17 protein-coding genes are annotated in these 24,851 nt (G+C 39.3%); 12 read left to right on the top strand and 5 right to left on the bottom strand.

The genetic code is table 11. The annotated features are described in order from the left end of the window. Nucleotides 1-16 precede the first annotated feature (16 nt). The 4 genes from P0Y49_18970 to P0Y49_18955 all read left to right on the top strand — a co-directional run bounded on the left by P0Y49_18970 (nt 17) and on the right by P0Y49_18955 (nt 6,280). The gene (locus tag P0Y49_18970) at nt 17-4,387 is read left to right on the top strand and encodes a TIGR02594 family protein (GenBank protein ID WEK18861.1); all 4,371 of its coding nucleotides are present in this window, start codon (nt 17-19) and stop codon (nt 4,385-4,387) included. A 21-nt stretch (nt 4,388-4,408) separates the two neighbouring features. Beyond that, entirely contained in the window at nt 4,409-4,924 is a 516-nt protein-coding gene (locus tag P0Y49_18965) for a hypothetical protein (protein ID WEK18860.1), read from the top strand. Nucleotides 4,925-5,288: 364 nt separating this feature from the next. Further along, complete coding sequence (locus P0Y49_18960; GenBank protein WEK18859.1) at nt 5,289-5,798, top strand: Panacea domain-containing protein; 510 nt, start codon at nt 5,289-5,291, stop codon at nt 5,796-5,798. Nucleotides 5,799-5,824: 26 nt separating this feature from the next. Next, nucleotides 5,825-6,280 (top strand): hypothetical protein, encoded by a 456-nt coding sequence (locus P0Y49_18955; GenBank protein ID WEK18858.1) that lies wholly within the window; start codon nt 5,825-5,827, stop codon nt 6,278-6,280. A 362-nt stretch (nt 6,281-6,642) separates the two neighbouring features. On the opposite strand, the gene P0Y49_18950 is transcribed toward P0Y49_18955, so the two are convergent. After that, on the bottom strand, nt 6,643-8,967 hold the full coding sequence (locus P0Y49_18950) for a TlpA disulfide reductase family protein (protein ID WEK18857.1): 2,325 nt from the start codon (nt 8,965-8,967) through the stop codon (nt 6,643-6,645). A 1,004-nt stretch (nt 8,968-9,971) separates the two neighbouring features. Between P0Y49_18950 and P0Y49_18945 the strand changes: the two genes are divergently transcribed. The 3 genes from P0Y49_18945 (at nt 9,972) to P0Y49_18935 (ending at nt 11,733) form a co-directional block, all read left to right on the top strand. Then, nucleotides 9,972-10,343 (top strand): sigma-70 family RNA polymerase sigma factor, encoded by a 372-nt coding sequence (locus P0Y49_18945; GenBank protein ID WEK21813.1) that lies wholly within the window; start codon nt 9,972-9,974, stop codon nt 10,341-10,343. 3 nt (nt 10,344-10,346) lie between these two features. Continuing rightward, nucleotides 10,347-11,006 (top strand): hypothetical protein, encoded by a 660-nt coding sequence (locus P0Y49_18940; protein ID WEK18856.1) that lies wholly within the window; start codon nt 10,347-10,349, stop codon nt 11,004-11,006. A gap of 232 nt (nt 11,007-11,238) precedes the next feature. Beyond that, nucleotides 11,239-11,733, top strand: a complete 495-nt coding sequence (locus P0Y49_18935) for a hypothetical protein (GenBank protein WEK18855.1) — start codon at nt 11,239-11,241, stop codon at nt 11,731-11,733. A gap of 35 nt (nt 11,734-11,768) precedes the next feature. Here P0Y49_18935 and P0Y49_18930 read toward each other — a convergent pair whose 3' ends face one another. Further along, nucleotides 11,769-13,079 carry an MFS transporter gene (locus P0Y49_18930; protein ID WEK18854.1) on the bottom strand — a complete coding sequence of 437 codons (1,311 nt, stop codon included), beginning with the start codon at nt 13,077-13,079 and terminating at the stop codon, nt 11,769-11,771. A gap of 28 nt (nt 13,080-13,107) precedes the next feature. Here P0Y49_18930 and P0Y49_18925 point away from each other — a divergent pair, with 28 nt between their 5' ends. Further along, nucleotides 13,108-14,001 (top strand): LysR substrate-binding domain-containing protein, encoded by an 894-nt coding sequence (locus tag P0Y49_18925; GenBank protein WEK18853.1) that lies wholly within the window; start codon nt 13,108-13,110, stop codon nt 13,999-14,001. Here P0Y49_18925 and P0Y49_18920 read toward each other — a convergent pair. After that, nucleotides 13,981-16,974 carry a glycosyl hydrolase family 28-related protein gene (locus P0Y49_18920; GenBank protein ID WEK18852.1) on the bottom strand — a complete coding sequence of 998 codons (2,994 nt, stop codon included), beginning with the start codon at nt 16,972-16,974 and terminating at the stop codon, nt 13,981-13,983. The two genes, P0Y49_18925 and P0Y49_18920, sit on opposite strands and share 21 nt — an antisense overlap. A 111-nt stretch (nt 16,975-17,085) precedes the next feature. Here P0Y49_18920 and P0Y49_18915 point away from each other — a divergent pair, with 111 nt between their 5' ends. After that, complete coding sequence (locus tag P0Y49_18915; GenBank protein ID WEK18851.1) at nt 17,086-18,156, top strand: patatin-like phospholipase family protein; 1,071 nt, start codon at nt 17,086-17,088, stop codon at nt 18,154-18,156. Between the two features lie 51 nt (nt 18,157-18,207). After that, entirely contained in the window at nt 18,208-20,700 is a 2,493-nt protein-coding gene (locus P0Y49_18910; protein ID WEK18850.1) for an ATP-binding protein, read from the top strand. 5 nt (nt 20,701-20,705) lie between these two features. Here P0Y49_18910 and P0Y49_18905 read toward each other — a convergent pair whose 3' ends face one another. Next, complete coding sequence (locus P0Y49_18905) at nt 20,706-22,034, bottom strand: sigma-54 dependent transcriptional regulator (GenBank protein WEK18849.1); 1,329 nt, start codon at nt 22,032-22,034, stop codon at nt 20,706-20,708. A gap of 96 nt (nt 22,035-22,130) precedes the next feature. Beyond that, on the bottom strand, nt 22,131-22,442 hold the full coding sequence (locus P0Y49_18900; protein WEK18848.1) for a hypothetical protein: 312 nt from the start codon (nt 22,440-22,442) through the stop codon (nt 22,131-22,133). A gap of 206 nt (nt 22,443-22,648) precedes the next feature. Between P0Y49_18900 and P0Y49_18895 the strand changes: the two genes are divergently transcribed. Both P0Y49_18895 and P0Y49_18890 read left to right on the top strand, forming a co-directional pair. Further along, nucleotides 22,649-23,086, top strand: a complete 438-nt coding sequence (locus P0Y49_18895; GenBank protein ID WEK18847.1) for an Rrf2 family transcriptional regulator — start codon at nt 22,649-22,651, stop codon at nt 23,084-23,086. 139 nt (nt 23,087-23,225) lie between these two features. After that, the gene (locus tag P0Y49_18890; GenBank protein ID WEK18846.1) at nt 23,226-24,821 is read left to right on the top strand and encodes a S8 family peptidase; all 1,596 of its coding nucleotides are present in this window, start codon (nt 23,226-23,228) and stop codon (nt 24,819-24,821) included. Nucleotides 24,822-24,851 lie beyond the last annotated feature (30 nt).

Here is a 24,851-nt window from a genome sequence, read left to right as displayed (position 1 = left end):
ATTAAGTACACATCTTATGAAACCAATCAAACTATATATACTCATATTGCTACTTGTCTTTGGGATGGCAGCACAGGCACAGAATATTCCCGACCCAAGCAATCTCGGCCCTGCAACAGGGCTGGGAACACCGGCCACGATAGCCGACCTGAAGCCCGGTCTGATCCTGAACTATACCAAAAACACCAGCCCTGTTACTCCGGTAAAAACAGATCTGGAGCTAAATGCGGTCAAGGAGGATTGTGCAAAATCCGCGCTGCAAACCATCTGTACGGATGGCCTGGGCAGGCCCCTGCAAACCATTGTCAGGAAACCTTTTAATGCTGCTGACAAAAAAGACATTGTTCAGCACCATATCTACGATGCTTTCGGAAGAGAAGTACGCAACCTGCTGCCCTTTGCCAAAGCCGAAACCGACCCCGCCCGCAACGGAAAGTTTAATCCATTCATATGGACCAACCTGCGCAGTACTTACACCGAATTGGGTTATAGCGATGAACAGTTTTTGTACAGCGAAAACGACCTGGAAGCATCCCCGCTGAGCCGCCTGAAAGCAACCCGGGCAGAAGGCAATAACTGGGTCGGAAAGGGAATATCAAGATCAATTACATCCGAACTCAATACCTCCACTGTATTTAGATGGAAGATGGATTTTACTGGAACACTGCCCGTATTGATCGGCAATTATACCGAAGGTACATTAACGGTCAATACCGTTACCGATGAAGAAGGAAATACCATATCTACCTATACCGATATGGAAGGTAAAGTGATCCTCAAAGATGATAAAGGCATCCAGCAGCTGTATGTATATGATGAGCTGAACAGGCTTCGTTTCGAGATCCCGCAAAAAGCCATCACCGCTATTGCAGCTAACGGGCAGGTGATCAGCCAGCAGATTGCCGATAACCTGTGCACACGTCATGAGTATGACGAGGACGGCAGGCAGATCGTTTTGAAAAAACCGGGAATTGGCGAAACCTATTTTGTGTACGACAAATACGACCAGGTGATCCTCACACAAGACCCGCTTAAAAAAGTACAGGGCAAATGGATCTTCAACAAGTATGACCCTTCGGGCCGGCTGATCCAGAGCGGCCTGATGAATGCGGAGTTTCTTGCTGAGTATGACCCAACAAAACCTCCCGCTACTCCCTCCAATGTTATTTACACCCGGGCGATGTTGCAGGATCTTGTTTCATTCTCATCACTGACCGATCCTTTTTTGCAATACCTGTACAACCGCAGGATTTATAAGCACAGCCAGTACCGGGATGTTTTCTCTAATGCAGCCATCTTTGTAAGCTATTATTTTGACAGCTACGATTTTTCGCCTCCGCCTTTTGTGACTACCACCAACTACGGAGCCTATGATGTAGCCAACAGCAACAAGGTAAAAGGACTGCTTACCGGCACCAAAGCATTATTATCCGATAGTTCCGGCAGTGTAACTACCTGCAATTTTTACAATTCGCGTTCAGAGCTGATCCAGGTGCAGCGCTCCAATCCTGATGGCAGCCTTGCGGTAACCACTATGGGCTACGACTTTAAAGGCAGGATGATCAGCAGCCAGATGGCGCACGGGGCGTATACCATCATTAAAAAATACCAGTATGATGTGCTTGACCGCCTGATGTATGTGCACCACCGGATCAACAACGCTGCATCATTCACCAAGATAGCGCAGTATAATTACGACCAGCTGGGCAGGGTATCTGTTAAGATCCTCGGTAATATGTCGCATCCGATCAACTATGAATATAACATCCGGGGCTGGATCACCGGGATCAACAAGGCATACTGTGACGATAAGACCAGGGGCTTTTATTTTGGTATGGCGATTTACTACGATAAGGGTTACAACACCACTTACCTTGACGGCAAGATAGCGGGAATACAATGGCGCAACAAAGGAACCTCGGATGAGCTTCGCTCTTATGGTTATATGTATGACCAGGGCCGCATGGTAGAAGCCGAGTACCAGCAGAAAGACCAGGGAACCCTTAATCCTTCCGACTGGAGCAAGGGTGTAAAGGACTTTACCACCACGGTAAGTTATGACCCGAATGGGAACATTACTGCTATGAAGCATATGGGGATCAACAACGTTAAGCGCATCATTGCCCTTGACGATCTGCATTATACCTATCATGCCAATTCCAATACCATTAAGCAGATTGCAGATAAAACCAACGACCAGGAGGCCAGAGATGCAGAGCAGCACAATGGTTATGGCGACTTCCGCAAAAATCTCAGCTCATCAGCCTCACAGGACTATACCTATGATGCCAACGGTAATATTTCCCATGATGAGAACCGTAGCCTGGGCACCATCACCAACGACTGGTTTACCATTGGCAAGCCCACCTATATAGAAACGTTTAAAGGCGATCAGGTGACTTACCTCTACGATGCCCTGGGCAACCTGCTGCAAAAAAAGACCCTACAGTCCGGTGCAGGCCCGTCTGTTGAGAATACCTATGATTATATCGGGGACATCATTTACAAGAACGGTACCGCCCAGATGATCATGCACGATGAAGGGCGTGTACGGGTGGAAAGCGGTCTGGCAGGCAATACTTATATATATGATTATTTCCTCAAAGATCATTTGGATAACGTGCGCAGCATCATCACCGAAGATGCAGGAGCCGCAAGCGGAACCATGCAGCCTCCGGCTGAGCCGGGATACACCATCACTCCTGATCCTTCAGGAGTGCCATTGGAAGCAGGTGGTATGATGCCAACCAAAGACCCTCTTATCTACCTTGCTACCTGCGAGCCGGTCAACAATGATTTTGAGACCAGCGTTTTTGAGAACATCGAAAGTACCCGCGCCCTGCGACCGATAGGCTCCACCCCTGAGAATAAGTATTGCGCAAAGCTGATCGGAACCGACAATGCACCGGGCATGGGGCCAAGCATCATCCTGAAGGTGAGCGCTGATGACCAGATCCAGATAGGTGTACAAACGTATTTCTTTAACAATATCATTCCCGGAAGTGCATTGCCATTGCAAAGCCTGGCAACAGGATTGGTTGGACTGATTACCGGAGGTGCTGCCATCAGCCCCGAAGGAATTGCATTAACCCAACAGGGGCTCCCCATCAGCCTGAGCCAGGCAGGAAGTGCATTAACACAGATCCGCGAAGGACAGCAGGATACCACAAAGCCTATGGCACACCTGAACTACATGATGTTTGACAGCAAGATGCAGTTTTTGCCCGAGGCCAGCGGTGCGGTGCAGGTAAGCCTTGCCGCTACATGGAAGAACATCGACCTGCCAAAGATCACCGTGCCTGAAAACGGGTTCATTTATATTTTTACCAGCAATCAAACGCCCGCAAACGTATACATGGACAACCTGTATGTGACCACATGGAGCGGCCGCCTGATCGAAGAAACGCATTATTACCCTTACGGGCTTTCTTTCGATACCTATAAAGCACCGGGAAACAAAGTCAATGATGTCAAATACAACAGCCAGTACCTGGAGCAAAACGAGTACGAGGATGCAAATGGAGATAAATACGGGCTGGATTGGTATGATTTTGCAGCCCGCAGCTATGATCCGCAGATAGGCCGCTGGATGCAGCCTGACCCTATGATGCAGCATGCCAGTCCTTATTTGGCGATGAGCAATAATCCGGCTATATTCACAGACCCCTCCGGATTATGGGATGGACGAAATGCAAAAGAAGGAGAGCTAAGAACCGGTGAAGATGGAACACGGTATGCGTTTCAAAAAGGTGTGTGGGGGTTTGCAGATGATATAGAGGTACTGGCAGGATGGAGTGGAAACGGGCAAATCCAAAGAGGGGCACCGACACCACAGACAGATTGGGAAAAGCGTAACTGGAATACTTATAATGATCCAACAAATGGACAGAGCCATAAATCTTTTGATGCTAGTGAAGTAAACTCTAAATCATCAATGAATGCTAAAGGAAGTGGTACTCCTTGGATGGATCATGCTTTCATGGAAAAGGGACAGAGGGAACAAAATCCAGGTAATAATCCGAGAATAATTATGTACCTGAATTCAGCAGGGAATAAATCTAAAAACGATGAGACACCATGGTGTGCAGCCTTCGCTCACTGGTCTATGAGTAAAGCCAATATAAAAGGAGCTGGTCCAACAGGTAATAATTGGTCTACTTGGGGCAGAGGTCTTGATAAACCTGCTTATGGTGCTATTGCAGTCTTTCGAACAGGACATGTGGGATTTGTAGCAGGAGAAAAATCGAATGGAAGTCTTGTTATTTTACATGGAAATTGGTCAAATGCAGTCTCACTTTCTACATATGGAATATCAAGATCTGATATTAGATTATATAGATTCCCAACTACCTTTGAACCATCATACATTTTGCCTAAATACAAATAAACACATTAAAACCAGATAATTATGAAGACAAATCTTAAAATAACTATTTCGATCGTTTGTATAATAATGTTGCATTCATGCGGAAATAGGATCGAGAATAACGTTTCTTCAAGAGAAGGAGGAATTTTCCCTGCAAAAAAGGCTAATGAAAATCATTTTGAAGATACTCAAAATTTTCAACTTTTTTGGAATGGATTTCGCAAAGCTATCAGCAGCAAAAATGCGAAAAATATAACCGAATTTATTTCGATTCCTTTTGAAGTTAAAGGCTTTGAGGATAGAGATCCTCAATTCGTGATAAGTGATAAAGATTCAATAAATAAAGTTTTTGGGAAATTCCTTTCTGAAGAATCAATCATGTATCATGATTCTATTGTTACACATTTTCAGTTAACACAAAAAATAGCTGATATAGGAACTTACGCTGAATATTCTGACTACGATAACAATAAACGAATTGAGAATATGGAATTTTCAAGAAATGCAAATGGATGGAAATTATACAGAGTATACATGAACACAAAGAAGAACAAATAAATAGTCGTGGTCCAAAAGTGTTGGTGAAATTTTTAATAAGCGGCTTATCACTTGAAATTATATTAATTAGAAAGAGACTTGATTTTTAAGTCTCTTTCTTTTTGTCGTATATGAAATGGTTTTGATTGGTCATTTGAAAGCGGCAAAGGAAAAATTACACGCAGTACAACTGACGCGAAAACACCTGCTGTGCTTCTTGTTATTTTCTTATTGTGGTCAATTTCTTTTATGAATATGCTGTTTAAAAAGAATCTTTCCGCAGATAGGCTGCGGTTTGGAACCGTAATATTGTACATGGAATTACACACAAACTGTTCATTGTGAAGAACTTTGTATAATTATCCAATATTTATAGTAAATTTGCATGCAGAATATGATTCAGTTCGAATTAGATAAAGATAAAGCTATTAATGCTGTCCTATACATCATTAATAGGCTTGGACCTGTTAAGTATCACAAACTTAGTAAGATTCTTTACTTTGCTGAGCAAGAACATTTAAAGCTCTATGGAAGACCTATAACCGGAGATCAATATGTAGCAATGGAATATGGACCAGTGCCATCATATGCATATGATGTTTTTAAATATGAGTTATCGGATAAGTTATCTATTCAGAATAAAACAGTATCTGCGTTAGTAGATCCGGATCTCGAAGAACTTTCTGTATCAGAAATAAATGCTATTGAACATTCTATTGTTAATAATCAGAATCTTGGTTTCCAAGCTTTAGTAGATAAATCACATGATCTTGCCTGGGAGAATAGTCGTAAATTACACCCTCAACTACTTGACTTCATCGATATTGCTTTAGCTGGTGGCGCCGATGAGAAAATGATCAACTATATTCAATCTTCAAATGAAAAATTAATCTAGCATTCTTAGCTAGTATTTGTTCCCCTATGAACCTAGCTGATGCATTTGGAGAAGAAGCCAAAAGAGAGTTTGCCCAAAACTGTATTGTTGTGGGGAAAGTCATTAAATGCTTTGTTGAAGACACAAATCCTCCAAAGGAAAAACGATTCATTATAGTGGGCATTTCAAATGACAATTCGATAAAGCTTGCTACTGTCTATATAAATTCACATGTGAATCATAACGTCTTTCCTACTCCAGAGTTACAAGCCCTCCATTTAAACCTTGAATGCGCAAATCGTCCATATTTATCCTATGATTCGCATGTTGATTGCTCTCAACTAAAAAAGAAAAACAAGGATTGGTTGATTAATTTAATTGCAGAAGATCCCACCAGGGTATTAGGAGAAGTCGCTCCGACTGATTTTGCTATAATTAAAGAGACCTTAAAAGGCACAACTACCATATCTGTGGCTGACAAAAAACGTTATGGATTATTTTAAACCCACAGGCATTTATATAGTGCATGGCAAAAGGGGCATGGTCCAAAAGTGTTGGCATAATTTTTAAGAAGATTGAACAGAAGAAGTGTAAATCCCAAGGGAAATACCATATCAACTGTACTGTAATTAGTCAAAAACGTAACATTTATACTGTTTTCGCTGCATCTAGCAAGTCTAAGAACTGTATTAGGTGTTCAAAGAATTTCCCCTTCCCGCTACGGAAAAAAAAGCGGATTGTACTCAATCCGCTTTTTTTATGTCGTATGCTAGGGAATGCTTTACAGTTTTGCAGAGGGGGTTATGGTTATAAAATTAATTGTTTTTCTTTAGGTCTTTAATTTTTTTCTAAGGGATTAAAAAAATTAAAGATATTTCTCCAATAATTGCTTCACCGCCTTGTTTTCCATAAAGCCCAGATAAGGATTTACCACCTTACCTTCTTTATTCACTAAAATCTGATGTGGAATACCTGTAATTTTAAACTTATCGGCTAAATATCTCCACTCATCACTTTTTAACCTATAATGTTGGCCTTTAATGGTAGGGATCATGTTTTGGTAAGTAGCTAGGGGGGAAGTCTCATCGGTAATGTAAACAAAAACAACATTCCTATCTTTCATTTCTTCTTTTAAAGGTTTTATTTCCGAAATCCCGTTCAAACACGGACCGCACCAGGTGGCCCAAAAATCGACCAGTACAACCTTTCCAGCATATTTACTCATAATGTTGTCGAATATTTTGTTTGCTTCAACTTTTGGTGTTTCATTCTCAAAATAACCACCTCTATTTTTGTTCAATGCAATCTGCGTTAAGGTTTCGTTATTTTTCAAAGCAATATAGTCCTTTATAAAAGGGTTGCTAATGGTTTTTGTTTCCAATGCCAGTTCATTTGCACTAAGCGGAGTTAATTGTTCTACAATCGGTCTTGAAATATCCTGGGCTTTCATTAAATCAATTAAGATACCCTTATTGATGCTTAATACAGAGTCTAACGCGGTGTAATAGCTGTTTTGGAAAAAGTTAGACACAAAACTTTTTATAAACTCATTATGATCGGCAGTCCATTTTTTTTCTACTGTTTTACTGGTGCTATCTTGTAGAATACTAATTCCATCGGCACTTATTAGCTTTTCGAAAGCGATATCATTTTCGCTGGGCCGCGCTCCAGTTGATTTTAATCTAGCTATAATGGCTTTATAATTATGGGTATAGCTTGTTTTTCTAAAACCAGGTGCAAATTTAATCCGGTTTATAAAAGTGTTGTAATTATCTGAAATTACATTGAGTTCGTTGTTGTAGATTTCATTATCAATAAAATTGTAATAACCAGCAGGATATTTTGCAACGGTAACTTTAGCTGTATCTGCCAATTTGTGTGCTTCTCTGTAAGCATATTTGTAATTCATGTGATATTCCATCATTCTGGTAGCATATTCAAAAAGGATATTCAGCTTTTTTACCTGATAAGCTTTTGCTGAAATTTTGCCTAATTTATTAACCGAATCCAACTTGGTGTTTTCAATGTGTTGGAGATACTGTAAATAAGCTTTATAATCGTTCGGCTGCATGTTTGCCATTTTTTTTTTCGTAGTCTCGTAATTATATTGGTCAATGCTATTCAATTCGCTTAAATCATAATTAAGTTGGGCAATATCTCCTGCATATTTTACAGGTCCGCTTCCAAGTATCACAAAAAGTTCTTTACTTGGTTCGAGGTAAATATCATTTTCGTTGCTAATATCCGATCTTAAAAAAACTCTTTGAAAATGGTATAAGGGTATTTTTTTATAGAAATAACCATTGGTATTTATTTTTATTATAGCATTTTCTTGTTTGCCCGTTATATTATTATCGATGTAAAGCATTAATGTTTTAGTATTTAGTTTTGGCGAGTAATTCTTAATGTATCCGCTAAAAACAGTACTGTCACTTTTTAAAAGAGGGAGTCTATACACTTCTTTAGAAACGGTTTGCATACAGTTTGCTTTATTGCTGCTAAGTCGTTCGGTAAGCTTGTTAACCGTAATGTTTATTTCATTGTTGGCTAGCCGTTCTACATAAACCTGTTTATTCTGCTTATTATAGGCAATAGATATGGTATAGGTATTGTTCTTTTTTGTGATGTTTTTATACTCCCAAACTTTTTTATCTAAAACAACAGCTTTATTATAAAAAGCAATGCTTAGTTTACTATTTGTCTTGTTGTACCACTCGGTATAAAGGAAATTGGGTAGTGGTTTTTGTGTTTTTGCCAGTTCAATGTCGTAAATTTTCCAACCGTCGCTATCGTCTTCGCCATAATCAATGGAGCTGGCTGCAGGGGTTATTTTTGGGAAGATTAGTTGATAAGCGATTTTACCACTATCTGGCATGGTATAATTTTCGTTAAAAGGGATCCCCCTAGTTGCTTTTATAAAAAGTTTGTTCGGCTCACCATTTAGCTGTATATAGGTATTTTTCGGAATGCGAATCCAATTTCCTGCAGATTCTGTGGTAACGAAGTTTAAAATGGTTGCTGTATCACTCAAAATTACTTTAACAATTTTTAAATTCGGGTTGTTACCATCAAAGCCAACCAAAGGATTAAAAATTGTTTTTTGCGCAAAGCTGAAGAGTGAAAGAGAGGTTAAGAAAAATAAGAGCAAAACTATTCTATGCAGATTGTGCAATGATTGTGGGAGGTTCATAGATTGTGAGTTAATTTGATATGAAACTAAATTACACAATTCATCCATATAAATAAATGCAGTAAGTCTTAATATATGTTAATTTTTTGGTAGCCAAAAAAGTCATTTTTTAAAAATATTGATAGCAATTAATAAAAATGCCCTATAAGGTTTCAACTCTTTGTAAGCCTAATTAACACCCAGAATTGGTAAATCACAATTGCTGGGTGTTAGATTATTCAATTAATATGGACAATCCTCTAAACCTGCTGCATTATGTAAATCATCTATAAAAGAGTTCGATATTTGTAGCTTATGGGCTACTAGATAGGAAAAGTGATTAAAAATCGCTTTTCCTGTTTTTGTTTTGTTGTAAGCCATTGTTTATCTGAAAGATGGTTTGCGTTACATTTCATTTGGGCGGTTCGATAAGTTTTTTCGTCAAATTCAAATTTTTTCGGGTAATATTGAACCAATCACGGCTCTCTTTGTATTGATTTTGTCTTCGCTGTACATCCTAAATATAATTTTAAATTCGACTAATACGAAACACCGAGTGTTTGCTGATGAATTCAAAAAGATGGTGGTTGAATGGTCCAGATTTAAGAAAGGCATCAGGTTCACCTTAGTATCAGAAGCATTCTGAAGAGAAAGTATGGGGTTACCAGGTCCTCTTAGCATCGTTACCCCATCCGCCTAACCATCTCAAGAGATTTCGGTACATCTGGGTAAAACTGTAAATATTCAGGACTATGTTTATAGAATAGAAACTGTTATTAAAAATAGCTCCAGATTGTGATTTTTTGAAAGGGTCTGCGAATAATTAAGAAAAGGAGTTTAATAAAAAATTGCAAATTTAATTTTATTAAAGATTGGTTTTCACAGCTATAATGAATAAACAGGAGCAACAGAAATTCTTTACGGAAATCATTGAACAGCACAAGGGCATTTTGTTCAAGGTTGCCCGTGTGTATTGTCCAAACGAAAACGACAGACAAGACTTGATGCAAGAAATGATGATATAAATATGGCAATCTGTTTACAAATACAATGACCAATTTAAAATATCAACGTGGTTATACCGTATTTCACTGAATGTCGCTATTTCGTTTTATCGGAAAAACACAACAAGAACAAACCTATTTACTGTATTGAGCAAACAAACAACAGAAATCTTAACTGCAGACAAAGCGGAAACCGAACAGCAGCTGACCTTATTAGAGCAATTTATAAGTGAATTGAAAGAGCTTGACAAAGCCTTGATATTACTTTATCTGGAAGATAAAAGCCATATTGAAATTGCTGAAGTATTGGGACTGTCCGTAAGCAACGTAGGTACAAAAATAGGACGTATAAAAGAAAAATTAAAAACACGGTTTTCACAATTAATATCATAAGAAATGAACGAATTGGAATTAAAGGAACTTTGGAAAACAGCCAATGAAAAATTGGAGGAAAGTTTTATAATAAACAGAAAAAACGCAGAAGATATAACTCGAATAAAGGTCTATAACTTTTTAAGCTCAATGAAGCCCATCAAAATATTTGCACTTTTAGTGGGGATATTATGGGTGAGTATCGGAGCAACTGTTCTGGGCCGAATTTATTTGAACACATTTTCGGAAGCCAACAAGTTTTTCCTTTTTTCAGCTACAATTCAGATTTTACTTACAGCTATTGCCCTGTTTGTTTATATTTATCAGTTAATAAAAATTTATCAAGTAAATAGCGACGAATCTATTTTGAAAACACAAGGAAAACTTGTGCAATTAAGAATTTCCACGCTTTGGTCTACAAGAATTTTATTTTTACAACTACCAGTTTGGACAACCTTTTGGTGGAACGAAACTATGCTTACGGATTGGAATTTATTTCAATGGATAATTACAATAGTGATTACCATTACATTCACTTATGTTTCTATGTGGTTGTTTTTTAATATCAAATACGAAAACAGAAATAAGAAATGGTTTCAGCTTATTTTTAGCGGAAAAGAGTGGATACCACTAATGAAGTCAATGGAACTGTTAGAGCAGGTGGAGGATTATAAGGTAAAATAGTTTCAATGAAAGCCAAATTGTCATTTATACTGTGCTGGCTGTTTCAATTAAAATCGTTCATCTTAAGATTTTCATTTTTGGTAAGCTAGAATTTAATAGTTGCAAAATAAAATAATAAGCTGATAAGATAAAAAAAGTAAAGATGTTTGAAATTATTTAAAACAATGTGCCTGTTTTTTTTATTTAACATTAAAACCAACTAGTTAATCGTTCATTTTATTTTAATGTTATTATGAAAAATTCAGCCTTTTATTTGTCATTTATGGCCTTGCCATTATTGTTTAGCTGTAACCAGAATGCTCAAAAAAATCAGGAATTAAAGGATAGTTTAAATGCTGTATCGAAGGGACTGGCTCCCAAGGAATGCTATATGGCCATAGATGGAAAGGATACTGCCACTTTAGTAATCAGACCAATTCTCAATGATAAACTATCAGGGCATCTGTTGATCAACTATGAAACAAAAGGGAAGAATGATGGGGAGTTTGAAGGGGCATATAAGGGGGATACCTTGTTTGTAGATTATACCTTCCAGATTGGCACAACGAATAAAACCGTTTATAAAAACCCATTGGCTTTTTTAAAGAAAGATGGCAAACTGATACTCGGTGTTGGCCAGATCGAGACAAATGTTGGCAAGTCCTATTTTGTAAAAGGAAAGCCGATTAACTTTGATAAAGGCAGGTTTACGTTTGCACCTACAGATTGTAAGGAAGAAAAGCTATAGAAATGAAAGAAGCCACTCCCTAAAGAGTGGCTTCGTCATAATTTGAACATCAATCTCATAATCGGTCTACCAGATCGCTTGGTTTGATAAAGCAGGAATAAACCCGTAGCTAAAAGTCCGATGAGACCGGCAATACAAACCGCCAATCTAGGCCCAAAAGCATGAGCTCCCCAGCCGATCAGTAAACTCCCAATGGGAATCATACCCTGATACGCCATGACATAATAGCTGATTGCTCGCCCTCTCATTTCAGGAATGGCATGAGTTTGAATATAAGTGTTGATTGCAGAAGTCTGAGCCATCATACCCAATCCACTTAGTGTCATAAAGACCAAGGCAATTGTTAATACGCTTGAATAAGATAATAGTATTAGGCTTAAGCCAAATACTGCACTGGCAATAATCGTGATTTTCATTAGCGGTTTAGCCGATTTTAGGTTGGCCAGGTACATAGCCGCTGCCACCGAACCTAAACCTGCAGCACTTTCGAACCAGCTAAAAGTCCCGGCATTACCATGAAACAAGTCTTTCGCAAAAATAGGCATTAAGGTATTGAATGGAATCACAAATAAACTGCTAATTCCAATCATGACAATCATACTGCTCAGATCTTTATCTCCGGATATATATTTAAATCCGTCTTCCAGCTCTGCCCAAATGCTTTTCTGGTCATGTGGAATTACAGTGAGGTTCAGCTTCATCATCAATAAACAAATGAGTACTGGGATATAGCTTACAAAATTGCCAACAAAACAGAAGTCTTCGCCAAAAGTGCTTAAGATAACACCTGCAATTGCAGGTCCTAAAATTCGGGCAAGGTTTGCCATGGTGGAATTGAGTGCGATGGCATTAGGTAAATCAGCCTTATCTTCGACCATTTCAACCATAAGCGATTGGCGGCAAGTTACATCAAAAGCATTAATGATACCTTGTACCAGGCTTAAACCTATTATGATGGGAATATTATAATATTTAAAGAAAATGATGGCTGCAAGTGCGCCTGCCTGCATCATCGAAATCACTTGTGTAACGAGGAGGATTTTATATTTGTTGTTTCTATCTATTAAACTTCCGGCATAAGGAGAAAGAATTAAAGATGGGATAAGGCTCACAAAGGCAACCAGCCCTAATAACATGGCCGAATCTGTTAGTCTGTACACCAGCCAGCTCACCGCCGTCTTCTGCATCCAGGTCCCTATAAGGGAAATGGATTGTCCGTAAAAGAAGAGTTTGAAATTGCGGTACTTTAATGATCTGAACATAGGTGTTTTTTTATTGCGTTGCTGCGCTACAAATTTCGGGATAAGATTTAAAGTGGTAAAATTGATTGTTTTAATGATATTCATTAGTTTTAACGATTGATTATTGAAGCTCATGGAAATAAGACAAATCAATTATTTTATTAAAGCTGCTGAAATGCTCCACTTTACTGAAGCTGCTGCGGCATGTTTTGTTACGCAGTCAACCCTCTCTCAGCAAATTAAACAATTGGAAGATGAGCTGGGTATGATGTTGTTTGACAGGATAGGGAAGCATGTACATTTAACTGAGGCTGGTGGTGTATTTTTAAATCATGCCCGACAAATTGTGTTGGATGTAAAGAAATCTAAGCAGGCAATTTTCGAATTAAATAACCTGGTTATTGGCGAGCTAAGAATAGGTGTTACCTCTGCGTTTAGTTCTGTATTGTTACCTGCACTGGCTCCCTTTTCTGCTAAATACCCGGGTATTAAAATAGTCGTGGAATATGGTACTGCAATGGAGTTGGAGCATAAACTGAAACAGGCCGAACTTGATGTACTCCTTGCTTTTCATGACCAAACCGATAGTGATGATGCCAGTCTGGAAATGGAGCATCTTTTTTCCTCAAGGATCATGATGGTGGTATCAAAGCACCACCCACTTGCAGGTCTTAAAAAGATCTCTTTAGCTAACCTTGCCAAAATAGAGCTTTGCTTGCCAAGCAAGGGATTTAGCTCCAGGGACTTGTTGGACGAGCTCTTCCATAAGGCGCGTCTTTCTCCGCTTATAAAAATTGAAATTAATAATATCCATTCCTTACTTTCATTGGTGGATGATGGGAGCTGGGCCACTATCCTTAATGAGAAGGCACTCATTACCTGGGAAAACCTGATTGCGATTCCAATCTCAGGAAAGGAATATTACAAGCAAGCATTTATTTTGTGGCAAAAAGGAGGATATAGAAAGAAATCTGCCACCCTCTTTATACAGGAGTTAATTGAAACACTACAACTTAGGAAAACCTGATGAACTCATTTCTGATTGTTTAATGGCGGGTAATTTGGTTGGCGATTTGTCCCACTGATCATTAAAGTAAATAATGTTGTCGGCTACAACATCCGATGAGTTTTTAAGTTTGATGACAACGGGATTATTACTTGCCCTAACCATTTTTAAGCCGGATAGGTTTGCCCTTTGTACGTCATCCAGAAAAATTGCATATCTGCTGTCGCGTTTTTCATAATTAAATGAGCTGTTTTTTATGGTAAGACCGTTAACGTGGCGTGCCCAAATTCCATAAGAGGGCTGGACTTTCAAGTTTCCAACATTGTATTGACCAACGCCCAATTCAGGAGCCAGGTTTGCCGTATCTGAGGGCGGGTTTCCACCTTTTACCAATATCTGCACATCGTTAAACACGATGTTTTTGATATAGCCGGTATGTAATCCGTTTGGCAGTTTAAAATTAAGCCCGCCTATAACCGTTTCTGTATCTGGTAACTTGTAGCCTGCAATGATTGGAGTAGCTTTATCATCAGTGCCTTCATAAGGTTTCCAACGACCATTTTTTCCGCCGTAAGAACTTCCGGCATAGACCTCATAAATATCTATTCCATTAAGTATAATGTTCTCTACTTTACCAATGTTCACATTCTTAACCAGCAATTCATCATGTTTTACCCCATTTTCAGTAAAGGCATATTTGCCCACACTGGCACCTATGATACGGGCGCGGTTAGATATAGAAATAAAGAAAGGAGCCCTGGTTCTGTACATCTGAGAACGGGAATGTAGTTTTCCGGTATGACCACAATTTAAGTGAATGTCGCTGATATGTGCGCCATCATTCGTTGAAATTGAGAACCCAGCCTTATTAGCCCCAAGCACATAGATGTTGTCTACACAAATATCTTTGATGTCATCAGCAGTTTCCGAGCCGATTTGAAATAAGTTACAGTTGGTATCACCGATAATGTTGCGGACTTTATAATTCCTTGCCGGACGTGTAAATCCCAATGAACAATCAGAACCTGGCTTTATAATGTCATCCGAGCTTACCTTTGAGTAAATGTTGGTAGCTGTAACATTATTGCAGCCCATGAAATCGTAAATATCGCGGGCATTCCCCTGACTTTCTTTAGCCATGTAGGTATCATGCACATTGATGTTATCTGTGCCCGTAGCTAGTAAAACAAAGTGCCCCGCACGGTCAATCCTTAACATATTGCTTACATCCGCTATTTTCGAGTCGTTTTTGCCAATATAATACGGTTCATCTCTTTTAGGATCATACCAAAGATCTTCGGAGCGGTAGATGCCACCGATTTCCAGATTGGTACACAATTTCAGGGTAAACATTTTATCTGCACGATTGTCGGGCGCATTGCTCATCACCTTGTCGCCATTTACCAGGTTTCCATTACCCGTTATCAGACCATTGCCAATAATTTTTATATTGTCCAGCCTCTCCCCAAAAAACATGGTATTCCTAAAATAATGATGGCCCACATCTTGCTTCGTCATATAATTCTCTGGATCAGCATAAGGTCCTGCATCAGTAGGCGAAAGCCCTGAGCGGTATTTCTTATCACTAAACCAGGTAGATTCCGGAGCGTCGGCACCTTTAATCGCCCTAATGGTCGCCTCCTTATCCACAAATAAATAAACATTGCTTTTCAAATGAACCGTTCTCACGTTGTAAACTCCGGCACTAAACAACAGTGTACCACCACCCATTTTGTTTAAAGACTCGATCGCATCATTTATACCCTGCGTATCATCCGTAGTACCATCGCCCTTTACACCAAAACTTTTCACGTCCATTTTTCCTGAGTAAAACTTGAGTTCATTAGATAAACCTTTATTTGGTCCATCCTTAGTATTAAGTTTAAAGGCATATAGTTTTTTAGGTAATAAACCCGACACTGTAGCCATCGCTTTTTTAGTGTCAATCACCGCGGAAGCAGTTGTCCAGGTTTGGCCATTGTCCGCAGATTGCATCACCTCAACATTTTTGATGTCATTATTTACACCCCATTTAAAACCAACAGTGGTGTATCTGTCAGGAGTCTCCCTATACTGAATGTCCATGTTTACGATCCTTTCAAAGCTCGAAACAGGGTTAGTTACTGTAAGTGTTGCACAGGCCGCACCTGTAGCCGGGCTGGTTAAAACCTCAGGTTTACTAGTTGTATAAGTACCACTAAAAGTATATTTGCCCGCCTTATTCAATTTTACATTTTCAATGGTAAGCTTGAGGTCCGGGCCATTTTTTGGTCTCAAATCCAGGTTGCTGAAGGTAAGGATAGAGCCTCCATCAGCAGTTTTGCCAATGGCTACACTGCCAACCTTCGAATAAGAATAGGCACCGCCAACACGACCAATAGATTGAGTGGATAAGTCTTTTAATTTAACCGCTCCACGTCCAATTACGTTAACAGTGGTATTGTCTTGCGTGACCTCGATGCCGGCAGGTAAAAAGAGCTGAACTGTAGCATTGGGCGTTCTTTGGCCTGCGCTAAAATAAAGGGTCAAATCATAACCAGTATTTATGGTTGCATTCTCTGTTTGTAAATAAAGATGCCCTGCTACAGCCATAGTTTTTATTGCAATTTGATAGGTCTTTGTCGCTTTCCCATCCTCAGCAGTCACTACAAGCTGATCTCCATTTACGAGCTCACCATCTTCTTTTTCCATTCCATCCTTATCCATTAACCTGTACTTTTGAAAAGAACCATCTTTCGACCTTAGTTGCATTGGGAGTTGCTTCGCACTAATTTTTGTAGATACCAGGCCTTTATCCTCAGGAGTGTCCACCGTAAATAAATAAGTACTTCCCGTAATGATGATCAGACGATCATCAGATATTTGTGCAACATGAGTGGCTGATTTGCTAATCTCTATTTCTGTAGTAGGCTTGATTTTTTTGACTTTAACAGCCATTGAAGGGAGATAAGTACAGATCAATAGAATCAGTGACAAAGATTTTAGTTGGTTCATGATGGTTTAAAATGGTTGTTAAAAATCGGCATTAAGTATTAAATATATACGACTAAGTATTAAACTATTCTGGCAGAAAACCTATATTTACCTGCAAGGCTTAGTTATGTTATGAAGAAAATCCTTTCTATTGATGGTGGAGGAATAAGGGGAATTATCCCGGGAATGGTTCTGGTTGCACTTGAAGAAAAGCTGAAACTGGAAAGTAAAAATCCCGATGCGGCTATAGTAGATTATTTCGATTTTTTTGCGGGCACCAGCACCGGAGGCATACTTACCTGTCTATTGCTATGCCCTGCAGAGGAAAATCCGACAAGACCTCGTTTTTCGGCCCGGGCAGCATTAGATCTATATCTGGAGCATGGGAATGAGATTTTTAAAATGAGTTTCTTTAAACGCATCCGGGCAAAGCTGGGGCTTGCGGGAGAGCGATACAATAGTCAGATTTTCGAAGGCGTGCTCAAGAATTATTTCGGGGAAAAAAAACTCAGTCAATTGATCAAGCCCTGCATCATAAGTGCCTATAATATCGAACTGAGGAAAACCCATTTTTTTAGGCAACAGAATGCAATTTCCAGAGGTGATATCCGTGATTTTTATTTAAGGGACGTTTGTCGCGCTACTTCGGCTGCACCTACTTATTTCAGTGTAGCAGAAATACACTCCCTGGCTAATGTGCGTTACCCCTTGCTTGATGGGGGGGTATTTGCAACAAACCCCGCTTTAAGTGGTTTGATAGAAGTAACGCGGGCCTTTAACCAAACCCGGATTAATGATATTTTTTTAGTTTCACTGGGCACGGGTCGTTCCAGAAGGTCTTATGATTATGATCATTTTAAAAAAAGCAGTGCAATGGCTATTGTGCCTGCAATATTGGATATTATGATGAGTGGAGTGGCTGAGACCAGTGATTTCTTTCTGCAGCAGCTGTTTCATTCGACCGGAAAAGGGGACAATTACATTCGTATTGAGCCCGACAGTTTGGATAGTATTAAAGAAGGGTTGGACGCGGCAAGTCCTGCAAATCTTGAAAGGCTGGTAGCGCTGGGCGACAGGACGGTTAGCGAAAACGAAGCCCGGATTGCGCAGCTTGCAAAGCTGTTGGTTGCTGAAGAAAAAGAAGCCGTAAATAAAAAACCATGGGATTTTTTAAAGGCAGTAAGATCACTAGGCTCTTTATAAGCGCTTGATTATAGCACACTTTTTGTTAATGTTTTATCGTTAACAACCAGGATGAGTAATAAACCCCAAACCAGATTTTTTAAAGCCGTAAAAGGAAAAATCATTATTGCATTACTTTTAGCTTGCTTTGCCTTGTTTATGGCTTGGGGAGTAAGTAAGGTGGCTTTTAAGGAAATGCTGGCCACTGTCGAGAATGTCTCAGCACCAAGTGAGCGGCTACGGGTAGTGAATGCGATATCCCGAAAAATCAGCAGCCTTGATCAGCTGCAAAAGAAACAAGCATTTAACGATCCCGGTAACTACAACCAATTGTTTAAGGAATCCGGGCAATTGCGGTTGGTATTAGATACCCTGGCCAGCTTATATGCGAATGACTCTACTCAGCTGAGGAGAATTTTAACGATCAAAAAACTCTTAAGCGAGAGAGATAAACAATTTATAAATTACCTCAAAGTAAGGGAGCGGCTGGTCAATAACAAGTCATTCTCCGAGCAAGTTAAAAATCTAAGTGCGCTGGTAACCAGGGGCTCAGAACAGGCTGATAGTACCATTGTTGCTACAGAGCAAAAAACATCCACAACAACGATATACCCAACAGAAGAGCGAAAAGGCTTTTTTAGTAAAATTTTTGGTAAGAAAAAGACCAATGAGCAGGAAAATGCTTTCAAGATTGTAAACGAAGAAAGGGTAAAAAGAGATACCATCGCGCTGTCTGCCGAAGACCGGATGACTAAAAACCTGGAGCAATCGTTAAAGGTGATCGAGCAGGAGCAACGGATTAAAAACGAGCGTTTCTTAAATAGGGAAGCGCTTTTAACGGATGCAAATAACCTTTTGGTTAGCCAGATGCTTGATGTTTTAAGAAAAGTGGAAAGCGAGGTTGTCGCACAAATAGAATTAAATGGCATACAGGCAAAAAATGTGGTAAATACGGGCATCAATACGATCAGTATCATTATGCTGGTTTTCTTCCTTTTAACCATATTACTGCTATATTTCATTTTAACAGACATTACCCGAAGCAACAAGTACAGGGCGGAGTTAGAGCTGGCAAAAGACGAAGCGGAATATCATGGAAGAGCGAAACAGCGGTTTCTTTCCAATATGAGTCACGAAATCAGAACACCCTTGCAATCCATCATTGGGTATGCTGAGATCATCCGAAAGCAGGAGCGACCGCAACGTAAGGATATTGATGCCATCTATCATTCCTCAGAACATCTGCTGCAGATTGTAAACGAAGTGCTGGACTATAACCGCATCATTTCGGGCAAATTTACCTTCTCAGAAAAAGCATTCGATATCGAACAACTGCTCCTCGAAGTGGTTTCGGTAATGCGTGCCCAGGCCGAACTAAAATCACTAAAACTGATTGCTGAATTTGAGCTTTCCGGACTAAAATATGTAGAGGGAGATCCTTTTAGATTAAAGCAGATTTTATACAATCTTTTAGGTAATGCGATAAAATTTACGGTAAAAGGAGAAGTCACACTTTCTGCTTTTTATAAAAGGCGGGGCGAGCTCCTTCATTTTACTTTTATGGTAAAAGATACTGGAGTTGGACTTAGCGAGGATGAAAGTGAACTGATATTTAATGAATTTGAACAGGTCAATACTTTAACAGATGAAGAATTGAATATATCTGGTGCCGGACTGGGTTTAACCATTATTAAATCATTAATTGAACAACAGGGTGGACGGATATATGTGAAAAGCAAGAAGGGTGAAGGAAGTATTTTTACCGTTTATCTAACCCTTAAAACAGCTGTTGAACCTCAATATGAAAGTTCGCTTATTGCGCCCCTGGGTTATAAGGGTAGGGTTTGGGTAGTAGATGATGATCGGTTAATCCTTGACTTGTGTGCGGTCATGTTTCAAAATCATGGAATTGAGGCCCGGTTTTTTAATTCGCCCGCCGAATTGCTAAATGCATCATGGGATAATAAAGTAACGCATATATTGATGGATATGCGGATGCCAGAAATGAATGGCATAACCCTTTGCAAGCTGCTCAGGGAAAAGTTGGGTAATGCAGTAAAGATTTATGCAATTACAGCACAGGTCTTGCCTGATGAGCGCGAATTGCTTTTAAGTAATGGGTTTGATGGCCTGGTGATGAAGCCTTTTAAAGAAGAGGAGCTTTTGTCAGTATTTTACGATCAACCTGCTGCGGAGGAAGAAGACGATGAACGGGATGAAACAAAAACGATTGACCTGGATTTAACTGGTTTAAAGAAAATGACTTTCGATGATGAAGCGCAGTTAAAAAAGATACTGATCAGATTTTCAGCAGATAGTTTGGATGATAACAATGAAATATTGGATGCAATCAATAAAGCCGATCAGCCTCGTCTGCGATTGCTTACCCATCGGTTGGCAGGGCGAATAGCACAGATAGGGGCAAAAAAACTTGCTACATCCTTCAGGTTGATGGAAATGGAGCTTACTGGTAGTGAAGGTTTAGATCCGATTAAAAAGCGTAAAATAGAAAGTTTGTTGCAGCAGCTAAGTCAGCTATTGACTCAGGTTAAGCAGTTGGGATAAACCATTTATTCGATGTCGTAACGCTCCATTTTACTGTATAGCGTTTTCCGATCTATATTGAGCAGTTTCGCGGCTTTAGATTTATTGTATTTAACCTTAATCAGCGTTTCCATAATCATCGCCTTTTCATTTACTTCATTAATCGCTTTTAGATCACTTGTATTTGGCCTTGGTAGCTGATTAATAGAAATGATCATATCATCAGGCAGAGAATCAACTTCAGCTGTGTCTGATGGCGTTAATAAGACCATTCGCTTAATTACATTTTTAAGTTCCCGAAGGTTGCCCGGCCAGTCGTACTGAAGCAACAGTTCTTTTGCCTCAGTCGAAATGTTCTGGACATGCCTGCCTAATTCCTGATTGGATAACTTTATAAAATGGTTGATGAAAAGCTCAATATCCTTTCCTCTGTCCCGCAATGCCGGTAATTGTATTTTAAATTCATTAAGTCGATGGTAAAGGTCTTCTCTGAATGTACCATTAGCTACGCTTGTTTTCAAATCATCATTTGTAGCGGTAATAATTCTTACGTCAACCTTAATGGTTTTAGTACTACCGAGAGGCTGTATAATTCTTTCCTGAAGTGCCCGAAGCATTTTAACCTGAACCTCGTAACTTAAATTGCCGACCTCATCTAAAAAAAGAGTGCCCCCGCCAGCGGCCTCAAATTGACCTTTTTTATCATTTAACGCACCTGTGAAAGCCCCTTTGGTATGACCAAATAGTTCGGATGCTGCGAGCTCTTTAGACAGTGCTCCACAGTCTATAGCTACAAAAGGCTTATTGCTCCGCTTACTCTGCATATGCAGTTCTCGGGCAGCATATTCTTTACCGGTACCACTTTCGCCTTGTATAATCACAGACATATCAGTAGGGGCTACCAGGTTAATGTGTTCATAAAGCTTATCTGCAATTACACTTTTGCCTTTTATGGCATCCATATGTTCAACAGACTTTCCTGATTTAATGGTCTCTTTTTTGCCCAGCGCATTTTTTATAATCATGAGCAGCTCATCTGGGTTAACCGGCTTGGTGATGTAATCAAAAGCACCGAGCTGTATAGATTTTACGGCTGTTCTGACGTCGTTAAAACTGGTCATGATGATGGCGGGTTGCGGTGAACCCTTCTCGAGCACATGCGAAAGCACATCTAGTCCGGTGCCATCTGGTAAGCGATAATCGATCAATAGGAGATCGAAACTTTGCTGATCCGTTATTTTAAAAGCCTTTTTTACATCATTTACAACATAAGGTTCATGACCATGCTTTGTAAGAAAGCCTTCTAGTACCTGTGAGAAAGTAGAGTCGTCTTCAATGATCAGTATTTTTGCCATAGGTAGTTAGCTAGAGATAATAGCAAAAATACAAAAGCCGGATGAAATCCGGCTTTTGTAAGGTGTTAAATTGTTATTTATTGAGGAATATAGGGATTATTCTATAACTACGCCGTCTTTACCAATTTTTAAAGATGCGGTTTCTTCTTGTTTTTTAACATCAATCTGATAATGCTCAGATTTGTCTGCTTTTGTAACGAGGAATGCTGCTGTTGGAGCCCATGCTTTATATTTGTCTGAAGCTAATGTGGTCTTAACTGCATCAGGAAGATCCTTCACTTCAACCGGAGTTTTAGTTACACTATCTTGTTGTGCATTGATGGCAACTGGAACTTTAATGTCGCTTGCTTTTACTGTGGTTAATCCTGCAAATGCCAGGAACGCTGCTGATAAAATGATCTTTTTCATAATTATAAAATTTAAAATCGTGTTCTAATTAAATTACGATCAGATAAGGTACAGAATGATGCCATGATTTTGTTTTGTGTTTAATCGCTTGTTTTTTAGGTTGTTGGGTTGTTTTTGTGTTGCCGGGGTTGTGGACTTATTCCACAATATGTAGCTGGATGAAGCAGGGTGATGAAATACATAAATCTTTTCTTAGCTTTGTTGTTATGCTGTCTAAGAAAACGAAATATGCAATAAAGGCTCTGGTTGCCCTTGGCAAGAACAGAGAAAATCCTCCTATGCAAATAGTCAGGCTGGCAGAGCAGGAGATGATACCCCGGAAATTTCTGGAGCAAATTCTGCTGGATATGCGTAATGCAGGCTATTTATATAGTAAGAAGGGTGCGGGAGGTGGATATAGCTTGAATAAGGATCCAAAAGATATTTATCTGGCTGATATACTTCGTATTACTGATGGACCCATAGCAATGGTTCCTTGTGCCAGTTTAAAATTTTACCGAAAATGTGACGAATGTCATGATGAGGTAACTTGTGGTATCAGAAAAACATTTATTGATGTAAGGGATGCGACCTTAAAAGTACTTGCCCAAACGAGTATAGCTGATGTAATAGCCAGAGAAACTGACGATACGATAATGAGCTAAAATACGTTTGTTAAGTGGGACTTCCATAACATTTTAAAGCCAGGACTTGTCCTGGTTTTTTGTTTCAGGTGAGATTGGTTTATAAGGGTTTATCGCGCGGGTCCTAAATTTAATTAACTTTGTCAAAATTTTGAAAACTATGAATAAGATTAACAAGAATTTTTTCTGGAGTAGAGTAATGGTGGTGGCCTTATTGGCAGCGATGCCTTTTATGTCATTTGCTCAGAAACCTAATTGGCAGAACCTGGATTTAAAAGCAGATACTACTTTCGGCATAAGCACAGAAAAAGCTTATAATGAATTATTAAAAGGTAAAAAATCAGTGCCGGTTATCGTTGCAGTTCTTGATGGTGGTGTAGATATTGAACATGAGGATTTAAAACCGGTAATTTGGGTAAATAAAAAAGAAAAACCAGGAAATGGAAAAGATGATGACAAAAATGGTTACATCGACGATATTCATGGCTGGAACTTTATAGGCTCATCAAAAGGCAATGTGAACTACGAGACCTTAGAGCTGACGCGTTTGGTGAGAAGAGACAATGCTAAATTCGCTAATGCTGATGCAACTTCAGTACAAGCAAGCGAGCTACCTGCTTTTGAGGCTTATCAAAAAAATAAAGCAGAATTGGATAAGGAATTGGCTGAAGCAAAAATTGGATATGAACGTTTTTCAGGGTTCAAAAATGCAGTTGATGGCGTAGTGAAGAAAATTGGTAAAGAAAACCCTACTCTTGAAGATTTTGAGGCTTTTAAACCTGAAGGTGATATGGAAGCCAATATTCAGCGCATCATGGTTAAGCAGTTAAAAAACAATAGCTTCGATGATTTTTATAAGAACCAAATTGTAGCAGGTTATGACCATTATAAAGATCAGGTAGAGTATAACTTGAATGTTGATTTTGATCCACGTGGTATTGTAGGTGATGATCCAAATAACAGTAAAGAGCGTTTTTATGGTAACAATGACGTAGCCGGACCAGATGCAAGGCATGGAACACATGTCGCTGGTATTATAGGTGCTGTCCGTACCAATGATTTAGGTGTCAAAGGCGTGGCCGATAATGTACTGATCATGGGGGTTAGGTGTACGCCAAATGGTGATGAGCGAGATAAAGACGTAGCTAATGCAATTCGTTATGCGGCCGATAATGGTGCTAAAGTAATCAACATGAGCTTTGGAAAAGGATATTCATGGGATAAGGCAATAGTTGATGAGGCTGTTAAGTATGCCGTTGCTAAGGATGTATTGCTTGTTCATGCTGCTGGTAATGACAATAAAGATCTTGAAGTTGAGGATAATTTCCCGAACCCAGATTATATTGGTGGTGGTAAAGCGGCTTCATGGATTACTGTAGGTGCCTCTAGCTGGACAAATGATGGAAATATAAAAGCTAATTTTTCTAACTATGGTAAAACCAAAGTTGATGTTTTTGCCCCAGGTGTAGACATTAACTCCACTGTACCGGGATCGAAATATGAAAAATTAAGTGGTACAAGTATGGCATCGCCGGTAGTCGCTGGCTTAGCGGCACTAATTCGCTCTTACTATCCTAAATTAACTGCTGTACAGGTAAAGGATATTATTATGAAGTCAGTAGTTAAGGTTAATCAGTCAGTGGTGATTAAAACAGAAACAGACACGAAAACTGTTCCTTTTTCAGACCTATGTGTTACAGGTGGTATCGTAAATGCTTATGATGCGTTGAAACTTGCTGCTGAATACAAGAAATAATTATTAAGACAATATAACAACAAAGCCATT

It is taken from the genome of Candidatus Pedobacter colombiensis (assembly GCA_029202485.1).
GTDB classification, from domain to species: Bacteria; Bacteroidota; Bacteroidia; order Sphingobacteriales; family Sphingobacteriaceae; genus Pedobacter; species Pedobacter colombiensis.
Note: the sequence above shows the minus strand (reverse complement) of the source record. Positions and strands in the feature narration are given on the sequence as shown.

Coding starts and splice junctions, on each gene's coding strand:
- P0Y49_18960 (WEK18859.1), top strand. CDS start 5,289: ATGCAGAATATGATTCAGTTCGAATTAGATAAAGATAAAGCTATTAAT.
- P0Y49_18920 (WEK18852.1), bottom strand. CDS start 16,974: ATGAACCAACTAAAATCTTTGTCACTGATTCTATTGATCTGTACTTAT.
- P0Y49_18895 (WEK18847.1), top strand. CDS start 22,649: ATGCTGTCTAAGAAAACGAAATATGCAATAAAGGCTCTGGTTGCCCTT.
- P0Y49_18900 (WEK18848.1), bottom strand. CDS start 22,442: ATGAAAAAGATCATTTTATCAGCAGCGTTCCTGGCATTTGCAGGATTA.
- P0Y49_18950 (WEK18857.1), bottom strand. CDS start 8,967: ATGAACCTCCCACAATCATTGCACAATCTGCATAGAATAGTTTTGCTC.
- P0Y49_18930 (WEK18854.1), bottom strand. CDS start 13,079: ATGAATATCATTAAAACAATCAATTTTACCACTTTAAATCTTATCCCG.
- P0Y49_18905 (WEK18849.1), bottom strand. CDS start 22,034: ATGGCAAAAATACTGATCATTGAAGACGACTCTACTTTCTCACAGGTA.
- P0Y49_18965 (WEK18860.1), top strand. CDS start 4,409: ATGAAGACAAATCTTAAAATAACTATTTCGATCGTTTGTATAATAATG.
- P0Y49_18970 (WEK18861.1), top strand. CDS start 17: ATGAAACCAATCAAACTATATATACTCATATTGCTACTTGTCTTTGGG.
- P0Y49_18925 (WEK18853.1), top strand. CDS start 13,108: ATGGAAATAAGACAAATCAATTATTTTATTAAAGCTGCTGAAATGCTC.
- P0Y49_18915 (WEK18851.1), top strand. CDS start 17,086: ATGAAGAAAATCCTTTCTATTGATGGTGGAGGAATAAGGGGAATTATC.
- P0Y49_18940 (WEK18856.1), top strand. CDS start 10,347: ATGAACGAATTGGAATTAAAGGAACTTTGGAAAACAGCCAATGAAAAA.
- P0Y49_18910 (WEK18850.1), top strand. CDS start 18,208: ATGAGTAATAAACCCCAAACCAGATTTTTTAAAGCCGTAAAAGGAAAA.
- P0Y49_18935 (WEK18855.1), top strand. CDS start 11,239: ATGAAAAATTCAGCCTTTTATTTGTCATTTATGGCCTTGCCATTATTG.
- P0Y49_18955 (WEK18858.1), top strand. CDS start 5,825: ATGAACCTAGCTGATGCATTTGGAGAAGAAGCCAAAAGAGAGTTTGCC.
- P0Y49_18890 (WEK18846.1), top strand. CDS start 23,226: ATGAATAAGATTAACAAGAATTTTTTCTGGAGTAGAGTAATGGTGGTG.